Origin of the sequence: Nocardiopsis eucommiae (assembly GCF_965344335.1) — a bacterium.
Lineage (GTDB): Bacteria > Actinomycetota > Actinomycetes > Streptosporangiales > Streptosporangiaceae > Nocardiopsis > Nocardiopsis eucommiae.
In genome coordinates, this window is sequence record NZ_CBDRIY010000025.1 from 1 (window position 1) to 18857 (window position 18857).

Annotated in this window: 15 protein-coding genes; 6 read left to right on the top strand and 9 right to left on the bottom strand. The window is 73.6% G+C overall.

All coding sequences use genetic code 11. The annotated features are described in order from the left end of the window. Both ACRWK8_RS16835 and menD read left to right on the top strand, forming a co-directional pair. Positions 1-828, top strand: an 828-nt coding sequence (locus ACRWK8_RS16835; protein WP_431871401.1) for an o-succinylbenzoate synthase, incomplete at its 5' end; no start/stop codon positions are given. Between the two features lie 186 nt (positions 829-1014). Beyond that, on the top strand, positions 1015-2733 hold the full coding sequence (gene menD, locus ACRWK8_RS16840) for a 2-succinyl-5-enolpyruvyl-6-hydroxy-3-cyclohexene-1-carboxylic-acid synthase (RefSeq protein ID WP_431871403.1): 1719 nt from the start codon (positions 1015-1017) through the stop codon (positions 2731-2733). A gap of 58 nt (positions 2734-2791) precedes the next feature. Here menD and ACRWK8_RS16845 read toward each other — a convergent pair whose 3' ends face one another. Further along, a complete protein-coding gene (locus ACRWK8_RS16845; protein WP_431871405.1) occupies positions 2792-3154 on the bottom strand; it encodes a Uma2 family endonuclease in 363 nt (120 codons plus the stop codon). 169 nt (positions 3155-3323) lie between these two features. Here ACRWK8_RS16845 and ACRWK8_RS16850 point away from each other — a divergent pair, with 169 nt between their 5' ends. Then, positions 3324-3887 (top strand): dihydrofolate reductase family protein, encoded by a 564-nt coding sequence (locus tag ACRWK8_RS16850; RefSeq protein WP_378736795.1) that lies wholly within the window; start codon positions 3324-3326, stop codon positions 3885-3887. Positions 3888-3940: 53 nt separating this feature from the next. On the opposite strand, the gene ACRWK8_RS16855 is transcribed toward ACRWK8_RS16850, so the two are convergent. The 8 genes from ACRWK8_RS16855 to ACRWK8_RS16890 all read right to left on the bottom strand — a co-directional run bounded on the left by ACRWK8_RS16855 (position 3941) and on the right by ACRWK8_RS16890 (position 15347). Further along, positions 3941-5368: a glutamine synthetase family protein gene (locus tag ACRWK8_RS16855; RefSeq protein WP_431871407.1), complete on the bottom strand. Its 1428-nt coding sequence runs from the start codon at positions 5366-5368 to the stop codon at positions 3941-3943. Continuing rightward, positions 5365-7254, bottom strand: a complete 1890-nt coding sequence (locus ACRWK8_RS16860) for an IucA/IucC family protein (protein ID WP_431871409.1) — start codon at positions 7252-7254, stop codon at positions 5365-5367. Before ACRWK8_RS16860 ends, ACRWK8_RS16855 begins: the two co-directional genes overlap by 4 nt. A gap of 26 nt (positions 7255-7280) precedes the next feature. After that, positions 7281-9092: an IucA/IucC family protein gene (locus ACRWK8_RS16865; protein WP_431871411.1), complete on the bottom strand. Its 1812-nt coding sequence runs from the start codon at positions 9090-9092 to the stop codon at positions 7281-7283. Between the two features lie 47 nt (positions 9093-9139). Beyond that, positions 9140-10459, bottom strand: a complete 1320-nt coding sequence (locus ACRWK8_RS16870) for a lysine N(6)-hydroxylase/L-ornithine N(5)-oxygenase family protein (protein ID WP_431871413.1) — start codon at positions 10457-10459, stop codon at positions 9140-9142. Beyond that, complete coding sequence (locus tag ACRWK8_RS16875; RefSeq protein WP_431871415.1) at positions 10456-12003, bottom strand: pyridoxal phosphate-dependent decarboxylase family protein; 1548 nt, start codon at positions 12001-12003, stop codon at positions 10456-10458. The genes ACRWK8_RS16870 and ACRWK8_RS16875 overlap by 4 nt, the downstream gene beginning before the upstream one ends. 173 nt (positions 12004-12176) lie before the next feature. After that, a complete protein-coding gene (locus ACRWK8_RS16880; protein WP_378736782.1) occupies positions 12177-12767 on the bottom strand; it encodes a GNAT family N-acetyltransferase in 591 nt (196 codons plus the stop codon). 151 nt (positions 12768-12918) lie between these two features. After that, positions 12919-14220: an alanine racemase gene (locus ACRWK8_RS16885; protein WP_431871417.1), complete on the bottom strand. Its 1302-nt coding sequence runs from the start codon at positions 14218-14220 to the stop codon at positions 12919-12921. A 95-nt stretch (positions 14221-14315) separates the two neighbouring features. After that, complete coding sequence (locus ACRWK8_RS16890) at positions 14316-15347, bottom strand: ABC transporter substrate-binding protein (protein ID WP_378736778.1); 1032 nt, start codon at positions 15345-15347, stop codon at positions 14316-14318. Positions 15348-15541: 194 nt separating this feature from the next. Here ACRWK8_RS16890 and ACRWK8_RS16895 point away from each other — a divergent pair, with 194 nt between their 5' ends. From ACRWK8_RS16895 to ACRWK8_RS16905, 3 genes are read left to right on the top strand one after another with little or no spacing between them, the layout of a single operon-like run. Further along, positions 15542-16618 carry a FecCD family ABC transporter permease gene (locus ACRWK8_RS16895; RefSeq protein ID WP_431871420.1) on the top strand — a complete coding sequence of 359 codons (1077 nt, stop codon included), beginning with the start codon at positions 15542-15544 and terminating at the stop codon, positions 16616-16618. Next, complete coding sequence (locus ACRWK8_RS16900) at positions 16615-17712, top strand: FecCD family ABC transporter permease (RefSeq protein ID WP_431871422.1); 1098 nt, start codon at positions 16615-16617, stop codon at positions 17710-17712. The genes ACRWK8_RS16895 and ACRWK8_RS16900 overlap by 4 nt, the downstream gene beginning before the upstream one ends. Next, positions 17709-18563: an ABC transporter ATP-binding protein gene (locus ACRWK8_RS16905; RefSeq protein ID WP_431871424.1), complete on the top strand. Its 855-nt coding sequence runs from the start codon at positions 17709-17711 to the stop codon at positions 18561-18563. The genes ACRWK8_RS16900 and ACRWK8_RS16905 overlap by 4 nt, the downstream gene beginning before the upstream one ends. Positions 18564-18857: the final 294 nt, after the last annotated feature.

An 18857-nucleotide genomic window follows, 5' to 3' on the forward strand; every position in this document is an offset into this window, starting at 1 on the left:
CCCCCCCCCCCCCCCCCCCCCCCCCCCCCCCCCCCCCCCCCCCCCCCCCCCCACGGCTGGCCGGAGCCCGTGCGCGACCGGGTCCCCGTCAACGTGACCGTGCCCGCCGTGGACCCCGGGCGCGCCGCCGCGATCGTCGCGGCGGGCGGCTGCGCCACCGCCAAGGTCAAGGTCGCGGAGAAGGGCCAGGACTGGCGCGAGGACGTGGCCAGGGTCGAGGCGGTCCGCTCCGCGATCGGCCCCTCCGGCCGGGTGCGGGTGGACGCCAACGGGGCCTGGGACGTGGACACCGCCGTGCGGATGACGCGCGAGCTGGACCGGTTCGACCTGGAGTACGTGGAGCAGCCCTCCGCTTCCCTGGACGAGTTGGCCGCCGTCCGCCGCCGGGTGGACGTGCCGGTGGCCGCCGACGAGTCCGTCCGGCGCGCGGAGGACCCGCTTCGTGTGCGTGCCTCCGAGGCGGCGGACATCGTCGTGCTCAAGGTGCAGCCCCTGGGCGGCGTCCGCGCCGCACTGCGGGTGGCAGAGGCCTGTGGACTTCCGGTGGTGGTCTCCAGCGCCGTGGAGACGTCGGTGGGCCTGGCGGCGGGGGTGGCCCTGGCCGCGTGCCTGCCCGAGCTGCCCTACGCCTGCGGTCTGGCCACCATGCAGATGCTGAACGCCGACGTCACCGCCGACCCGCTGCTGCCCGTGGACGGGTTCCTCCCGGTCCGTCCGGCCGTGGTGGACGAGGCGGCGCTGGCGGCGGTCGAGACCGATCCGGGCGCCTGGCGCGCACGGGCCGAGGCCGCCGAGGCGGCGGGGCGGACCCCCTCCGACTCGTCCTGACCACGGACGGGGTCGGCGCCGGGTGCCCCGGGGTGACGTGCGACCGTCCCCCGTGGGCAGGAGATCACAGCCCGGATCCCTCGCCGTTCGGAACCGAACGGGGTTCACTGGAGGGGACCGGGTCCGTTCGACCGGGTCGCACCGCACGGGGATACTGGTACATACCTTGACGAACGAAAGACTCTGATGAATCCGTCTACCGCCCTGGCTCGGGTCCTCGTCGACGAACTGGCCCGCTGCGGGATGGTCGAGGCCGTCGTCGCTCCCGGATCGCGCTCGACGCCCTTGGCGCTGGCCCTGGTCGCCCACTCCGGCATCCGGGTCCACGTGCGTGTGGACGAGCGTTCGGCCTCATTCCTCGCCCTCGGCCTGGCCCGTGCCTCGCGCCGCCCCGTGGCGGTGGTGTGCACGTCCGGCACCGCGGCCGCCAACCTCCACCCCGCGGTCCTGGAGGCGGACGAGAGCGGGGTCCCGCTGCTGGTGCTCACCGCGGACCGGCCTCCGGAGCTGCGCGGAACGGGCGCCAACCAGACCGTCGACCAGATCGGCCTGTACGGCGGCGCCGTGCGGATGTTCGCGGAGGTCGGCACGCCCGACCCGGCCCCGGGCATGGTGGCGTACTGGCGCTCCCTGACCTGTCGGGCCTGGGCGTCGGCGACCGGCGGTCGTCCCGGCCCGGTCCACCTCAACGTGGCCTTCCGCGACCCGCTCACCCCGGACGAGCCCTCCGCCACCCCGACCTGGACGGCGCCGCTGGACGGCCGCCCGGACGGCCGCCCCTGGATCTCGCGTCCCGGCCCGTTCACCGAGCCCGCGCCGCTGGTCCTGCCGGACGTCGAGCGCGGCGTGATCGTGTGCGGGGACGGCGACTACGACCCCGTCCCCTTCCTGGCCCTGTCCGAGGTGACCGGCTGGCCCCTGCTGGCCGAACCCACCTCCAACGCCCGCCGGGCGGGCGCGGCCTCCACCTACCGGCAGCTGCTGGCCTCCCCGGGGTTCTCCGAGGAGCACACCCCCGAGCTGGTCGTGAGCGTGGGGCGGCCCAACCTGTCCCGGCAGGTGCTGGCGTTCCTGCGCCGTGCCGACCGCCACGTGGTGGTCACGGCCGGAGCCCTGGGCGACCCGGCGGCGAGCCTGGCCAACGACTTCTCCGACCCCGTGCGCACGGCCACCGACGTGGTCGCGGCGGTGGCCCCGCCCGCCGGTCTGGACTGGGCGCACCCGCGCCGCACCGACTGGTCGCGTTCGTGGGAGCGCGCCGAGGCGGTCGCCCGAGGGGTCATCGACGGGCTGCTGGACGCGGAGGAGACCCTGACCGAGCCGCGCCTGGCACGTGACCTCGTCTCCCAGCTTTCCGAGGGCTCACTGCTCTTCGCCGGTGCGAGCATGCCCATCCGCGACCTCGACGCCACGATGGGTGCCCGCTGCGGCGTGCGGCTGGTCGGCAACAGGGGTGTGAGCGGGATCGACGGGACGGTGTCCACGGCGATCGGCGCGGCCCTGGCCCACCAGCGGGAGGGCGGGGGCCAGGCCTTCGCCCTGCTCGGCGACCTGGCGATGCTGCACGACCAGAACGGTCTGATCATCGGCCCGGGCGAGCCCCGACCCGACCTCGCGATCATCGTGGTCAACAACGACGGCGGCGGCATCTTCTCGGGCCTGGAACAGGCGGGTCACCCCGACTTCGAGCGGGTGTTCGGCACCCCGCACGGCGTCTCCATGGAGAGGGTGGCGGCCGTGGCGGACCTGCCCTACACCCGGGTCGAGTGGGCCACCGACCTGCCCAAGGCGCTCCTCGGCGAGGGTCCGCGCATGGTGGAGGTCCGCACGACCAGAGCGGGCAGCGCGGCGTTGCGGCGCCGCCTCCAGGACGCGGTGGACCACGCGCTCGGCGCTCTGCCCTAGCGGAGCGTCGCACGAAGGGGGAGGCACGGAGCACCGTGCCTCCCCCTTCGTCCGCCGGTCAGCGGTCCAGAATGTCGGTCAGGTCGCACTCCAGCTTCAGCGGAACGGAGGTCCTGAGCGACTTCCGGTGGATGGTCGGCCTGCCGTAATCGCCGGAGGGGCTGGCCGGGTCCTTCTCGTACTCGTAGACCACCGCGTCGTTCCCGTCCTGCTCGACGCGCCAGTAGAAGCGCACACCGGCCCGCGCGTAGAGCTCGGGCTTGCGTTCCCGGTCCCGTACCTCCGACTCCTTGGAGACCACCTCGACCGCCAGCTCCACCGCCTCGGGCGGGAACCACGTCTGCTCCAGCTTCCGGAACGCGTCCGTACGGACCAGCATCAGGTCCGGCTCAGGCCGCTTCCTGGTGTCGCTTTCAGCCAAGGTTCCTACCCAGAGGATGCACCAGGACCCGGGGAGGCGGTCGCCCACGGGGCCGGGACACGCCCGGGTCCCTCGCGGTGGCGCCGGTGCTGAGGACGGCGCGCGTCGTGACGGGTTCCCGGGGGTTCGGCGGCCATACTGACGGGACCGTTACCGAGGAGGGCGTGCGATGCGCGACGTGGTCTATTCGATGGGTGTGTCCCTGGACGGCTACGTCGTCGGGCCGGACGGCTCCTTCGACTGGTCGGTACCGGACGAGGAGGTCTTCACCCTCGCGACCGACGAGGTGCGCCGCGTCGGCGTCTACCTGTTGGGGCGGCGGCTCTACGAGACGATGGCCTACTGGGAGACCGTCGACCAGAACCCGGCACACGACCACTCGACGGTCGAGTTCGCCCGGATCTGGCGGGCGCTCCCCAAGGTGGTGTTCTCCTCCACGCTGTCCGAGGTGCGGGGCAACACCCGCCTGGCGTCCGATGGTCCGGCGGAGGTGATCGCGCGCCTGAGGGCCGAGCCCGGCGAGGGGGACATCGCCGTCGGCGGCGCGACCCTGGCCGCCGAGGTGGCCGACCTGGGACTGGTCGACGAGTTCCGGCTCCGGGTGTACCCGGTGCTGGTGGGCGGTGGCACCCCGTTCTTTCCCCGGGGCGAGCGTCGGCAGGACCTGCGTCTCGTCGAGTCGCGGACCGTCGGCGCGGGGATCGTCTACCTCCGCTACCGCGTGGCACGCTGACCCGCGAGGGGGGTCGAGGCCCCGCCGGACCGTTCCGGCGGGGCGCTCACGGCCTACCCCCGCTCGAAGTGGCGACGGCGTTCGAGGTCGGTGACCGTGGCGGAGAAGGCCGCGAGCTCGGCGCGGCCCGCCGCCGCCTGATTGCGCACCACCTCCGGGCCGAAGCAGGCCAGGGCGATCTCACTGTCCTCCCAGGCCCGGACGGCCTCCTCCAGGGAGGCGGGCAGGCGGGCGGCACCACTGGCCGAGGCGTCCCCCACCGTGGGTTCGGGCAGGGGCAGCGCCTGGTCGATGCCGTACAGGCCCGCCGCGATGATCCCCGCGACGGTCAGGTGGGGGTTGGCGTCCCCGCCCGGCACCCGGAACTCGATCCGCGCGGACTCGCCCGACCCGATCACCCGTACCGGGCAGGTGCGGTTGTCCAGACCCCAGGTGACGGTGTTCGGGGCGTAGGCCTGCGGTGACAGGCGCTTGTACGAGTTGACGTTGGGCGCGTGGAGCAGGGCGAAGTCCCGGGCGCAGGCCAGCTGCCCGGCGACGAAGTGCTCCATGTGCTTGGACATGCCGTACCGGCCCGCGCCGTCGTCGGCGAAGACCGGGTGGCCGGTCTCGTCGCGCAGCGACAGGTGCACGTGGCAGGAGTTGCCCTCGCCGCCGTCGTACTTGGCCATGAAGGTCAGCGCGACTCCGGCCTGCGCCGCCAGCGCCCTGGCCCCCGCCTTGTACACGACGTGGTTGTCGCAGGTGCGCAGGGCGTCGTCGTAGCGGAAGACGATCTCGTACTGGCCGGGGTGGCACTCGCCCCGGGCCGACTCCACGGTCATGCCGGTGCGCTCCATGGCGGTGCGGATGCGCCGCATGAGCGGGTCGATCTCGGTGACCTCGGGCACCGCGTAGTCGGAGTTGAAGCGGGTCGCGGTGGTCAGGCCCCGGTAGTCGGCCTCGAAGGCCTCCTGGTAGGAGTCGCGGAACACCAGGAACTCCAGCTCCGTCCCGGCCAGGGCGCGCCAGCCGCGTTCGGTGAGCCGGTCCAGCTGGGTGCGCAGCACCTGGCGGGGCGCCACCGGCACCGGGGTACCCCCGGCGTCGCGGGCGTCACCGAGCACCAGGGCGGTGCCCGGGTCCCAGGGCAGGTAGCGCAGGGTGCCGGGGTCGGGCAGCACGGAGAGGTCCCCGAGCCCGCCGTCCCAGGGGTCGACGGCGTAGCCGGGGCGCGACTCCATCTCGACGTCCGTGGCGAGCAGGTACAGGCAGGCGTCGAAGCCGTGGTCCAGCGTCCGTGAGAGGAAGTCCCGGGGGTTGATCCGGCTTCCCTGCACCCGCCCCTGGAGGTCGGGCAGGGCCACGATCACGTCGGTGATCGCCCCCGACTCCACGTCGGCGCGCAGGCGTTCGAGCGGTACCGGGAAGGGCGGCGGCGGTGGGGAGGGCGGCAGCGTCTCGGTCAGCGGCGGCAGTCCGTCGCCCACGATCCGGTTCATCGGGCCTCCTCGGGACTGGTGGCGGGGGCCCGGTGGAGCGGGTTGGGGATGGGCGGCGCGTCCAGGTGGAACTCCGCGTCGCGTTCGGCCCGGTCGTGGTAGCCGTCGCCCAGGAGGCGCTCCCGGTTCAGGCACACGCGCTCGTACTCGGGGGCGAGCAGGTCGAACACCGCGAAGCGCGCGGCCAGCTCGGGGAACTCCTCCTGGTAGCGCGTGACCTCCGCGCGCACCAGGTCCCAGAACCGCGCCTCGGGCACGTCCAGGTGCTCTTGGACCAGCGGCGCGAGGTAGCGGAAGTGGCCGACGAACAGGGACTTGGCGACCGAGGAGGTGAGTTCGCGGGCGTCGAAGCGCATGAGCACGCCCAGCGTCTCCTCGGGCAGGTCCGCGTACTCGGGCAGGTCGGTGTCGAGGAGTTTCATGTCGTCCACGAAGTCCTTGACGGCGAGCCGGACCGGGCGGTCGTTCCCGTCGTGGACCACGATCGCGTTCTCCCCGTGCGGGTTGAAGGCCAGCCCGTACCGGTACAGCAGGTGCAGGATCGGCGGCAGCAGCGCCGCGAACAGCGCGCGCAGCCACTCCTCCGCACTCAGACCGGAGCGTTCCACGAGTTCGCTGACGAGGGCCCGCCCCTCGCCGTCCACGTGCAGCAGCGCGGCCAGGGTACGGGCGCGCTCCCCGGGGTCGAGCTGTTCGGTGACCGGCTCGCGCCACAGGGCGCCGAGCAGCTGGCGGTGCCGGTAGGGGGCGTCGGGGATGTCCTCCAGGACGGGGTGGCGCACGGCCACGGCCGCGACCTCGCCGGGCAGGACCACCCGGCAGCGCTCGGAGAGGAAGGGGTCGCGGTCGCGCAGGGCGTGCACCCACCCGGTGCTGGCCGGTGCCGCCCGGCACAGCTCGGTGGGGATGCCCCGGTAGACCATCGTGTTGAGGATGGCCAGCGAGAGCTTGACGTTGAGCCGGTCGGGACGGTCGAGGTTGGTGAAGGTGCGGATGGACTGCTGCGGCAGGTAGTCGTCGGCCGCCTCGCCCAGGGGCACGACGAGGCGGTGGGAGATCTCGGCGGCGAACAGCGGCACGACCACCTCGTCCCACTGCCAGGGGTGGACTGGCAGCCACACGAACTCCGTCGCTTCGGTGCCGGAGCCCCGCAGGGTCCGCTCCAGCCGGGCGGTGAACGCGGAGGTCAGTTCGGGCCCCAGTTCGCGGGCGCGCAGGGTCTCCTGGTCCAGGCCCGGGACTCCGTGGTGTTCGGCCAGGGAGCGGTGCACGGCGATCCAGGGCATCCGCGCGGGGCGCCGGGCCTCGGGCGGGAACAGGGCGCGGTCGCGGGCGGAGAAGCCGACCCGGCCCTTGTTGGCGAAGATCCAGGGGTGGCCGGTCTGGTGCCCCTCCAGTTCGGCGTGGGGGAGCGCGGCCAGAGCGGCGCTGGAGGTGCGGGAGGAGGCCAGGCGGGCGTCCCCGCTCAGGGTGGCGGTGAGCTCTCCGACGGTGAACGCCTCCACGTCCGGTGAGACGATCCCGGCCGCGCCGAGGTCGCGCAGGAGCGTGAAGGGCGCGGCTGCGGTCCGTGTGCCGTCGGCGGCCTCGCGTTCGACGGTGCCGGGGTGGACCCGCCAGCCGTCCATGGTGGTGCGCCGTCCCTCGAACACGTAGGCGGCGCCGGGGTGCACGGGGGCCCGCCAGATCCCCGGACCGCCGGGTTCGGGGCGCAGGGCGTACTCGAAGCAGAGTTCCGCGAGCATCTTGGCGGCCAGGTGGTCGCTGGCGCGGTCCCAGTGCTCGGCGGTGAGTTCCGGGGGGACCGGCAGCGGATCCGGGTCGGCGGCGGCCGGGCCCCCGGAGGGGGCCGATACCTGGGCGCGGGTCGGGTTCTGGGTGGTCATCGGCGGGTTCTCCGGGCTGGTGGTGGTCACGGCTGCGCGAGGGGGTTGTCGACCAGGCCGTGCATGACGTCGAACTCGGCGTCGCGTTCGGCGCGCTCGTGGAAACCGCCGCCCATCAGCTGCTCGCGGTTCAGGGCGACCCGGCCCACCTTGGGCGCGAGGAGGTCGAACATCGCGAAGCGGTCGGCCAGCTCGGGGAAGCGCTCCTGGTAGGCCAGGACCTGCTCGCGGGCGAGCCGCCACAGCGTCTCGCCGGGTACGCCCAGCTCGCGTTCGACGATGTCGGCGAGGAACCGCAGGTGGCCCGCGCAGATCGCGGACAACACCGAGTGGGCCAGCTCCTCGGGCTTCCACCGGTGCAGCACCGAGCGCACGTGGTCGGGGATCTCGGCGTACTCGGGCAGGTCGAAGGGGAGCAGCTCGACGTCGGAGCCGAAGTCCTTCAGCGCGACGCGGACGGGGGTCTCGTCGCCGTCGAAGACCAGCACGACGTTCTCGCCGTGGGGGGTGAAGGAGGCCCCGTAGCGGTGCAGGTAGTGCAGGACCGGGGGGAACAGCGCTCCCAGGAACCGCTCCAGCCACACCTGCGGCGCCAACCCCGAGCGCTCGACCAGCTCGGTCACGAGCGCACGCCCGTCGGCGCCCTCCAGAAGCAGACACGCCATGGTGCGGGCCCGCTCCCCGGGGGCGAGGTGGCCGTGGATCGGCTCGCGCCAGATCGTGCCCAGGAGTTCGTGGAAGCGGTAGGGGGCCTGCGGCATCTGGTCGAACACGGGGTGGGGGACGGTCGCCGAGGCGCGCTCCGCGAGCATGATCACCCCGGTCTCGGCGAGGTACGGGTCACGCTCGGCGAGCGAGCGCAACCAGGTGCTGGTGTGCGGGGCGCACCCGGTCTGGGTCCCCGAGAGACCGCGCCACACCAGGGTGTTGCGGATCATCAGGGGCACCTTGACGTTGAGGCGGTCGGGCCGGTCCAGGTTCATCAGGGTGCGGATGGACTGGAAGGGGCGGTAGCGGTCGCGGCTCGGGCCGAGGCGCACCACCGTGCCGAGGGCGATCTCGGAGGCGAACAGCGGGGCGACCACCTCGTCCCACTGGAAGGGGTGGACCGGCATCCACAGGAAGGCGTCGGGGTCGCCGCCGCGCGCCCGCACGGCCTCCGCGAACTCCGTCCGCTGGTCCTCGTCGAGTTCGCGGGTGAGCAGGCCGTGCCGTTCGGTGTCGGCCATGGACTGGAAGCGCCCGAGGTCGGGGTGGACCGCGATCCACACGAGGTGGAACGCGCCCCGGGCCTCGGGGGTGTAGCGGGCGGCGTCGTCGGCGGAGAACCCCAGGCGTCCCTTGTTGACGAAGATGCAGGGGTGGCCGGTCTGGTGTCCTTCCAGGTCCTCGTACGGGAGGTCCGCGAGCTCGGCGGCACCGAGGGCGGAGGAGACCAGCCGGGCGTCGGCCGCGTGGGTGGCCAGGAGGTCGCGGACCACCTCGGCCAGGGAGTCACCGGGCAGGCCCACGGTGGCCTGGGCGTCGGTCACGAACAGGGCGGGGTCCCAGGCGGGCGCCTCGGCCTCGCGGGTCCGGCGGACGAGGGAGTCGGGATCCACGTGCCAGGAGCCGAACCCGCCCCGGCGCGCGGTGAAGCCGTAGGAGACGCCGCCGTCCACGGCCAGGGTCCAGGCGGGGGAGGCACCGGGGGCCGTGTCGGCAGCGGCCTCGGGGACGACCATCTCCTCGTAGGCCATCTCACCGACCATGTGGGCGAGCAGGCGACGCCCGGCCCGGCGCCAGTTCTCGGCGTCGGTGGTGGCGGGGTCGGTGGTGGCGGGTGCGGTCTCGGGCAAGGGGTTCCCTTCCGTCCGGTGGTCGGTCGGTGTGGTGGGCGGGCTGGTCACGGGCGCTCCTCGTCCGGAACACCGAAGGTCTGGTAGGCGGTGCGTTCGGGGAGCCGGTACACGGTGCGTCCGGTGAGGCTGTTGAGGATGGTGGCGGCCCGCCAGGCACCCAGGCCCAGGTCCGGGGTGCCGACGCCGTGGGTGTGCAGCTCCGCGTTCTGCACGTGGATGGGGGCGGACAGCGCGGGGTCGGTCTCCAGACGGTGGTCCGGACCGATCAGGTGCCGCCCGCGCGCGTCCGTGCGCAGGAACTTGGCCACCGGGGCGAGGAAGTCGGGCGCGCGCTGGGCGTACCCGGAGGCGGCCACCACCGCGTCGGTGCGCACCGTGAACGCGCGCCCCTGCTCACGGTGGCGGAAGCGCAGTTCGTAGCCACTCCCCTCGGCGCGGGCGTCGACGAGCTCGCACTGCGCGGCCAGGGAGGCGCCGACCTCTCCGCCGCCGATGCCGCGCTCGTAGAGCACGTCGTGGATCTCCGCGATGGTGTCGGCGCTGACGCCCTTGTACAGCTGCCACTGCTCGGGCACCAGGCGGTCCCGCACGGGTTCCGGCAGGGCGTGGAAGTAGGCCGTGTAGTCGGGGGTGAAGTGCTCCAGGCCGAGCTTGGAGTACTCCATGGGGGCGAAGGCGGGCGAGCGGGTCAGCCAGCGCACCCGGGTGTCGCGGTGGTCGGGGGAGCGCAGCAGGTCGAGGAAGACCTCGGCGCCCGACTGGCCGGAGCCGACCACGGTCACGTCGTCCGCCCCGGCCAGCGCGGCCGTGTGGTCGAGGTAGTCGGCGGCGTGCAGGACGCGGTCGCCCTCCAGTGCGCGCAGGGGTTCGGGCAGCACCGGAGCGGTGCCGATCCCGATCACCAGGGCGCGGCCCCGCACGGCCTCCCGGGAACCGTCGGCTCGGGCGTACTCGACGGTGAACACGCCGTCCTCCGCCCGCACGGCGGTGACCTCGGCGTCGAAGCGGCAGGAGTCCAGACTGTGCGCCACCCACCGGCAGTAGTCGTCGTACTCGCGCCGGGGCACGTGGAAGTGCTCGGCGAAGTAGAAGGGGAAGAGGCGGTCGTGTTCACGCAGGTAGGACAGGAACGACCACCGGCTGGTCGGGTCCACCATGCTCACCAGGTCAGCGAGGAAGGGCACCTGGAGGCGGGCACCCTCCAGCAGGAGCCCGGGGTGCCAGGAGAAGTCCGGGCGGGCCTCCAGGAAACGCGCGGAGAGCCCGGGGACCGCGTCGGAGAGGGCGGCCAGGGCGAGGTTGAACGGGCCCAGCCCGACCCCCACGAGGTCATGGACGCGGGGGTCGTCGTGCGGGAAGGTCAACGGGTCTCCTCGGGGACGGTCCGTTCGGCGGTGCCCGCCCTGGCCACCTCGTCGAGCAGCGCGGCGGTGTCGTCGGCGGTCGTGTCGGGGTTGAGCAGGGTGAGCTTGAGCCACACCCGTCCGTGCACGGCGGTGCGGCCCACCACGGCGCGGCCCTGTTCGAGCAGGCGGCGGCGCAGACGCGCGTTGACGGAGTCCGCGTGCTCTCCGGCGCGGTAGCGGAAGACCACCGTGGTGAGGCTGGGCGTGGCCAGGAGTTCGAGGTCCGGATGGGCGGTGACCAGGTCGGCGGTCTCCAGCGCTAGGTCGTGGCAGGCCTCGACCAGACGGCCCAGCCCGGCGGTGCCCAGGGCGCGCAGGGTGACGGCGATCTTGAGGACGTCCGCCCGGCGGGTGGTGCGCAGCGAGTAGCCGAGCAGGCTGGGGTAGCCCGCCTCCTCGTCGTCGGTCGGGTTGAGGTAGTCCACCGAGCGTGACAGCGGAGCGAACAGGGCGCGCTCGCGAGTGAGGAGCATTCCTGCGGCCACCGGCTGCCAGCCGAGCTTGTGCAGGTCCAGGCTGACCGAGTCGGCGTTCTCGATCCCGGTGAGCAGGGTGCGCAGGCGCGGGGAGAACAGGGCGCCGCCACCGTAGGCGGCGTCCACGTGCAGCCACACGCCGGACTCCCGGCAGACGCGGGAGACCGCGTCGAGCGGGTCGACGCCGCCCAGGTCGGTGGTACCGGCGGTGGCGACCACGGCCACGGCCGTGTCGCCGTCCGCACGGACGCGTTCGAGGGCGGCGCGCAGCGCCTCGGGCCGCATGCGGTGCCGCTCGTCCACCTCGACGGTGACCACGGCGTCCTCGCCCAGCCCGAGGAGGGCGGCGGAGCGCTGAACGGAGAAGTGCGCCACCTCCCCGCACAGCACGCGGGGCCGGGCCGTGCCGGAGGCCCCGGTCAGTCCGTGGCGGCCCGCTCCGGGCAGGGCGTGGTCGCGGGCGAGGAGCAGGGCGGTCAGGTTGGACTCGGTGCCGCCCGAGGTGACGACGCCGCCCGCGCCGGCCCCGTCGTAGCCGACCAGCCCGGCCAGTTCGGCCACCACCTCGGTCTCCAGCGCGGTGGCCGCGGGCGCCTGGTCCCAGGAGTCCATGGACTGGTTGAGGACCGAGGCGACGGTGTCGGCGGCGACCGCGACGGCCAGGGGAGGACAGTGCAGATGGGCCGCGCAGTGGGGGTGGGCGGGGTCGGCGGCGCCGAGGGTCAGCGCGTGGGTGAGTCGTTCCAGGACGGCCTCGGCGGAGGCGTCGGGTTCGGGGAGGAGGGGGCCCAGTGCCGCGCGGACCCGCTCGGCGACCTCGGCGGGGCCCTGTGCGGGCAGGGGGCCGCCGCGGAGGGCGGCGGCTGTGGTCAGTGCCTCGGTGGCCCTCCCCACGAGGGCGGCGACCGTGGCGGGTCCGCCGGGTGCCCCGGCCAGCCGGGAGGCGAGGAGGGGGACGGGCGGGTCGGTCTCGGTGTCACCGGAGGTGCTCATGGTCAGAGTCGAGTCACTCTGTGTGATGGGCATGGGTGTCGGGCTCCTGTGGGTCCGGGTGCGGAACGCTCGGGGCGGGTGGAGGTGCGGCGACCGTTCCGGGTGCTGCCGTGCCGGACGGTTCAGAGGAGGAGCCGCGGTGCGGGGGCGCGCGTCCTGCTGGAGGGCGCGGGCCGAGTCGGTCGGGGGGTGGGCCGGGGGCCTGGTCAGGAAGGCAGGGGCAGGACCAGGGCGTGGTGTCCGCGCCAGCCCGGGTGCGGGGCGACCTCGCCCACGTGCCGCCAGCCGTTGGCGAGGAAGAGGTCCAGGGCACGGGTGTTGCCCTCGGCCACCAGTGCGGTGGCCCGCTCCTCCCGGCGGCCCGCCATCAGCAGGGTCAGGGCCCGGCGCGCCACGCCCCGGCCGCGGAAGCGGTCGTGGACCAGCACCTCACACAGGGCGAGGGTGCGTCCGGGGTGCTCCCGGGTGGTCTCTCCGGCGTCGACGCCGGGCCGGGGCTCGAAGCCGTCCCACCAGCCCGTGGTGACGGGCAGCGTGTACCCGTAGGCGAATCCGGCCGGTTCGTCGTCGACACGGCAGGCCGTGAGACGGAAGCCGGGGCGGGAGGCGCTGAACGCCAGGCGTTCGCCGAAGGTGGGCTCCCGGTGGTCGGGCAGGTGCAGGGAGTCGGCGTAGACCGTCTCGTAGGCCTGGATCCAGGGCTTCGGGTCGGCCTGGACGTCGTGGCCCCGGAGGTTCTCCAGGTGCCACTGGGCATCCGGCGCTGGTGCGGACGTGGGAGCGGGTGTCACGGGCATCGGGGGCGCTCTTTCGTCGGGGTCCTCGGGGTGCCGCGGGGGAGTGGGTGTGTCGCCGGAACGACCGTGGTGTTTCGGTGACGTGGTGTGGCCGGGTTCAATTAGGGCAGGCTAACCTAATCAAGTCAATGCTCCGTCGGAGTGCTCAAGTTCACGTTTGGGCGCGGGTGCGGCGGGTGTCGACCGTCCTCCTCGGCGCACCCGGATGCGCCAGGAACGCGGGCATCGCGAACTCGTGGCCGTAGGCGCCCGCGTTGGGGAAGACCACCACGTCACCCGCACGCAGCGACGCCACCCGCACGTCCCTGGCCAGCACGTCCTCGGGTGTACACAGCTCTCCTGAGACCGTCACCGAGACACCCTCCACCCCGGGGCGCGGCAGGTCCCGGGGCCAGTCCCCGCCCTCCACGACGGCGAAGTTGTGCCTGATCTCCCAGGAGGTGGGCAGTTGGAACTGGTTGATGCCGCCGCGCACCACCGCGAAGTGCTCGCCGTAGGCCGACTTCACGTCGGTCACCCGAGCCGCGTACCAGCCGGTCGGCGCGGCGATCCACCGGCCGGGCTCGAACACCACCTCCACCCCCGGGTCGGGCAGCGCGGTCAGGGCCGCGCCCAGGGCGGCGAGGTCGAACTCACCGTCACCCTCCTCGAACGGCACCCCGAGCCCCCCGCCCACGTCCACCACACGCAGGTCCACGCCGTGGCGCTTGGCGGTCTCCGCCGCCCACTCCAGGCACCAGAGCACGTAGGCGGCGTGCGCCACGGCGTCGGTGTTGCCGCTCACCGCGTGGACGTGGAACCCCACCAGGTCCAGCTCGGGCAGCGACATCGCGGTCGCCACCGCCTCCGGAACCCGGGGCTCGGGCAGACCGAAGGGGCTCGGCGCGCCGCCCATCACCAGGGACCCGCTCACCGGCACCCGCTCGGGATTCACGCGCAGCGTCACCGGGAGCACGACGTCCGCCGCACGGGCCGCGGCGGCGGTCCGGTGCAGCTCCAGTTCGCTCTCGACGTTGACCACCACGTCGGCGCCCCGCTCGGCCCGCAGCCGGGCCAGGCCCGAGAGCATCTCCGGGGTCTTGCCCGGACCGCTCACCGCGATCCGCTCGCCGCGGGCGGAACCGCCGTCGGCGCCCTCGGACCCCTCCCGTTCGCGCAGGGCGGCCAGGGCCGTGCGGGCCTCGCTCAACGACGCCGCCTCGAACCCGTCCACGGCCTCGGACAGGTGCGACAGCACCGGGGCGAACCCGTTGGACTTCACCGCGAAGTACACGCGGGCCCAGTCCGGCAGGGCCGCGCGCAGCGTGCGCACGCGGTCGGCGGCCAGGGCCGGGTCGTAGACGTACCCGGAACCGGGGGAGGCCGCCAGTTCCAGGGCGGCCCGGCGGACCGCCTCCGGGAGGACGTCGGCGGACAGGGCGGGCGTGTGCTCGAAGGAGCGGGGCGGTTCCATGGTGGTTCCCTCTCGGCGTGTCATGGTCCGCGCACGGACTGTGCGCGGGTCAGGGCAGGGCAGGGGGGCCCGGAGCCCGGGCCCCGCGAGGGTGGTCAGTTCCGGGGGTCGACGTCGAAGACCTCGGCCACGTCGTCGAGGACCGCGTGAGCGGAGATCAGGCCCACGCCGGACATCCAGTAGTCGTCGTCCACGTCGGTCTTCTCGCCCTCCAGCTGGTCCCACAGCGGGTTGGTGACGTAGTCGTCCTTGGACTCGTCCACCTCGCCCGCGCCGTCGTCGTAGGTGGCCACCAGGATCCGGTCGGCCTCCAGGTCGAGCAGGCGCTCGGGGCTGTGGTAGGTCGCGATCTCCTCGGAGTCGGTCTCGGTGTGCTCGCCGGCGGGCAGGCCCAGGTCGTCCAGGATCACTCCCACGTAGGAGTTGCGCGTGTACAGGCGCACGCCCTCGGCGTCCCCGGCGAAGCGGACCACGGACACCGTGGGGGCCCCTCCGTCGTGGGTCTCGGCGATCTCCTCCCCGATGGCGGCCGCGCGGTCCTCGAACTCGGTGATCAGGCGCTCGGCCTCCTCGGACTGGCCCAGGGCCGCGCCGGTCAGGCGCAGGTTGTCCTTCCAGGAGACGCCGGTGTCCTCGGACATCACGGTGGGCGCGACCTCGGCGAGCTGGTCGTAGCCGTCGCCGTGGCGGACCTCGGCGGACAGGATCAGGTCCGGCCGGGTCTGGGCGACCAGCTCGGGGCTGATCTCCCACAGCAGTCCGACCGACTCGGCCCCGTCGGCGTCGCCGGTGTTCCAGTCGCTCTCGAACAGGTACTCGGGCAGACCGTCCTGGTTCTCCGCGATCTGCGTGTAGCCCACCACGTTCCCGCCCAGGGCGAGGGTGGCGTCCACGTACGTGAAGTCCAGCGGCAGCACCCGCTCGGGGGCGGCCGGGATCTCGGTGGAACCCATGGCGTGGTCGACGGTGAGGGGGAATCCCTCGGCGGACCCGCCGTCGCCGGAGCCGTCACCGCCGTCGGCGTCCTCGCCGGGGCCGGCCGCGCCGCACGCGGTGAGCAGCGCCAGTGAGGAGACCGCCGCCAGCGCGGCCAGCCCCGGGCGGCGGGGGAGGAGGGGGTGGTTCATGGTGGGGGCTCCCGAAGGGGTGTGGGTGGTCCCGGTGCCGCTCCGTCGAGGTTGCCGCGACGAGCTGCCGGAACTTGACGAACGGTCGGACGGGGTGACTCTCTGGTGTGAACCGTGGCAAACTTAGATCATCCAAGTGTGGCTAGGCAAACCTAACTTAGGTCTGCCTGGCCTTTTCTCTGAGGGGAGGCCGGGTGAGCCGGACCACAGTCCCGACCCAGGAAGCGGGCGGGGCAACGCGTTCCCGGGAACCGGCGCGTTCCGCCGTCGACGCCCGACGATCGCGCCGACTGGGCGGCCTGGTGCTGCTCACATCGCTGCTCGCCGTCGCCCTCGCCGCCAGCGTGCTCGTGGGCGCCCGCACCCTCGACCCCGTCACCGTCTGGCAGGCCCTGACGACCGGCGCGGGGCCCGAGGCCGACACGATCGTCAACGAGATCCGCCTGCCCCGCACCGTGCTCGGCCTCCTGGCCGGGATCAGCCTCGGCCTCGGCGGCGCCCTCATGCAGGGCCACACCCGCAACCCCCTGGGCGACCCCAGCATCCTCGGGGTGACCTTCGGCGCCGCCCTCGCCGTCGTGGCGGGCATCCACTTCTTCGGTGTCACCGCCCTGCACACCCAGGCCTGGTTCGCCTTCGCCGGGGCCGGTGCCGCCGTGGTCGTCGTGTACGCGGTGGCCTCGGTCCCCGGACGCGGACCCACCCCCGTCACCCTGGCGCTCGCCGGAACCGCCATCAGTTGGATGGCCTACTCGATCGCCTCCGGGCTGGTCCTGCTCGACCAGTCCACCATGGAGAACTTCCGGTTCTGGAGGGTCGGATCCCTCTCCGGCCGCGACCCGTCGATCATCCCCCAGATGGTCCCCGTCGTCCTCGTCGGCGCCGTGCTCGCCCTGGTCAACGCCCGTGCCCTCAACGCCCTGGCCCTGGGCGAGGACACCGCCCGCGCCCTGGGGTTCCGCATCGGACGGGCCCGCCTCGTCGGCCTGGCCGCCATCACCCTCCTGACCGGCATCACCGTCGCGGCCTGCGGTCCCATCGCCTTCGTCGGCCTCATCGTCCCGCACCTGGCACGGGGCATCGTCGGCGCCGACTACCGCTGGCTGATCCCCTACTCGGCCCTCATGGGCGCGGTCCTCCTCCTCGCCGCCGACATCCTCGGCCGGTTCCTCGCCCCGCCCGGCGAACTCCAGGTCGGGGTGGTCCTCGCCCTGGTCGGCGCCCCCTTCTTCATCCACGTCGTCCGCCGCCGGAGGTTGTTCGCGCTGTGACCGCCACCCTCGACCCCCCGCCCCCGCGCGACCCCCTGGCACGCCGGGCCCGGGCGATCACCCTCGGCCCCGTCACGGTCCCGCTCCGCCCGCGCCTGGTCGCCGTCGCGACGCTCACCGCCGTGGTGGTCGTGGCCCTGACCGGGCTCAACCTCTCCGTCGGGGACGTCTTCGTCGCCCCCGGCCAGGTGTGGGCCAACGTCGTCGGCACCAGCTACGACGAGTACTTCACCATCTGGCGGGTGCGGATGCCGCGCGTGGTGGTCGGCCTGCTCGCGGGCGCGGCGCTGGCCGCCGCCGGAGCCATCACCCAGGCGATCATGCGTAACCCGCTGGCCAGCCCCGACCTGCTCGGGGTCACCCACGGCGCCAGCGCGGGCGTGGTGGCGGTGATGGCCTTCGGCGGCAGCTACGGGATCGTCAGCGGCCCCCTCGCCCAGATCGGGGTCCCCGCGCTGGCGCTGATCGGCGGCCTGGCCGCCGGGGCGCTCTGCTACGGGCTGGCCTGGCGCGGCGGCGTCGACGGCTTCCGCCTCCTGCTGGTGGGCGTGGGCGTGTCCACCGTCCTGATGAACGTCACCCTCTGGATGCTCACCCTCGGGGAGGTCAACGACAGCGGCCGGGCCATGGTGTGGATCGCGGGCAGCCTCTCCATGCGCACCTGGACCCACGCCCTGCCCGTGGCGGTCGCCCTCGCCGTCCTGCTGCCGCTGGCCCTGGCCGGTGCGCGCACGCTGGACGCCCTCTCCTTCGACGACGACGTCACCCGCAGCCTCGGTGTGCGCGTGGAGGCCGCCCGCACGGGCATGCTCGCGCTGGCCGTGCTCCTCGCCGCGTTCGGCACCTCGGCGGCCGGGCCCATCCTCTTCGTGTCGCTGGCGGCCCCGCAGATCGCCCTGAGACTGGGTCGCGCGGCACGGCCGCCGGTCCTGCTCTCGGCCCTGGTCGGGGCCGCCCTGGTGGCCGGGGCCGACCTCGTGGCCCGCAACCTCTTCGGCACCGTCCAGCTCCCCGTCGGCATCGTCACCGGCTGCCTGGGCGCCCTCTACCTCGTGTACCTCCTCGTCCGCGGCAACCGAAAGGTCCAGGCGTGACCACCGAACAGACCCACCCGAGCCCGCTCCCGGACACGGCGCCCGCCATGGCCGACGCGCCCAGGGCGCGGCTGAGCGCCCGCGGCCTCACCCTGGCCTACGACGAACGCACCATCGTCGACGGTCTGGACGCCGACATCGTCGAGGGCACCGTCACCTGCGTGATCGGACCCAACGGCTGCGGGAAGTCCACCATGCTCCGCGCCCTGGGCCGCCTCATGCGCCCACGCGCCGGTGTGGTGGAGCTCGACGGCCGCGACATCCACCGGGTGCCCACACGGGAGGTGGCCCAGGTGCTGGGGGTCCTGCCGCAGCAGCCGACCGCCCCCGACGGCCTCACCGTCGCGGACCTCGTCGCGCGCGGGCGTCACCCCTCCCAGAAGTGGTACCGGCAGTGGTCGGGGGACGACCACCGGGCCGTCTCCACCGCCCTGGAACGGACCGGCCTCCTGGAGCTGGCCGACACCCCGCTCCAGGAGCTGTCCGGCGGCCAGCGCCAGCGCGCGTGGATCTCCATGGTCCTGGCCCAGGGCACGGACCTGCTGCTGCTGGACGAGCCCACCACGTTCCTGGACCTGGTCCACCAGGTGGACGTCCTGGACCTCGTCCGCGACCTGCACCGGCAGGGCGGCCGCACCATCGTGATGGTCCTGCACGACCTCAACCTCGCGGCCCGCTACGCGGACACCATCATCACCATGCGTGACGGTCGGGTGGTGGCCAGCGGGACGCCCGCCGAGGTGCTCACCCCCGCACTGCTGCGCGAGGCCTTCGACCTGGAGGCCGTCGTCACCGAGGACCCGGTCTCCGGAGGCCCGCTCGTGGTCCCCGTGGGCCGCGCGGGACGCTGACCCGCCGAGCCGTCGAGGAGGGACGTACCGCTTCGAGCGCGACTGGCTCAGGGGAGGCATGGGGCACATGTGGCGTGACACATGCGGTCAGATCGTCAGAAGACACCCGCGACGCCGGGCGAGGCATCTGGACGTGATCGAGTCGGTAGGCGAGGATCACCACAAGTGGTCCGACGGTGTGTGTTCGTACGACTTTGCTGGGTGATGCCCCCGGGCGTGCCTGGGGAGTTGTCGACGCGTTCACCCGGGTTTCACCATCGCGTGTGAAAACTCGGCCAAGGTCGTGAGCGACCA

Coding starts and splice junctions, on each gene's coding strand:
- menD (WP_431871403.1), top strand. CDS start 1,015: ATGAATCCGTCTACCGCCCTGGCTCGGGTCCTCGTCGACGAACTGGCC.
- ACRWK8_RS16850 (WP_378736795.1), top strand. CDS start 3,324: ATGCGCGACGTGGTCTATTCGATGGGTGTGTCCCTGGACGGCTACGTC.
- ACRWK8_RS16855 (WP_431871407.1), bottom strand. CDS start 5,368: ATGAACCGGATCGTGGGCGACGGACTGCCGCCGCTGACCGAGACGCTG.
- ACRWK8_RS16860 (WP_431871409.1), bottom strand. CDS start 7,254: ATGACCACCCAGAACCCGACCCGCGCCCAGGTATCGGCCCCCTCCGGG.
- ACRWK8_RS16875 (WP_431871415.1), bottom strand. CDS start 12,003: ATGCCCATCACACAGAGTGACTCGACTCTGACCATGAGCACCTCCGGT.
- ACRWK8_RS16880 (WP_378736782.1), bottom strand. CDS start 12,767: ATGCCCGTGACACCCGCTCCCACGTCCGCACCAGCGCCGGATGCCCAG.
- ACRWK8_RS16885 (WP_431871417.1), bottom strand. CDS start 14,220: ATGGAACCGCCCCGCTCCTTCGAGCACACGCCCGCCCTGTCCGCCGAC.
- ACRWK8_RS16890 (WP_378736778.1), bottom strand. CDS start 15,347: ATGAACCACCCCCTCCTCCCCCGCCGCCCGGGGCTGGCCGCGCTGGCG.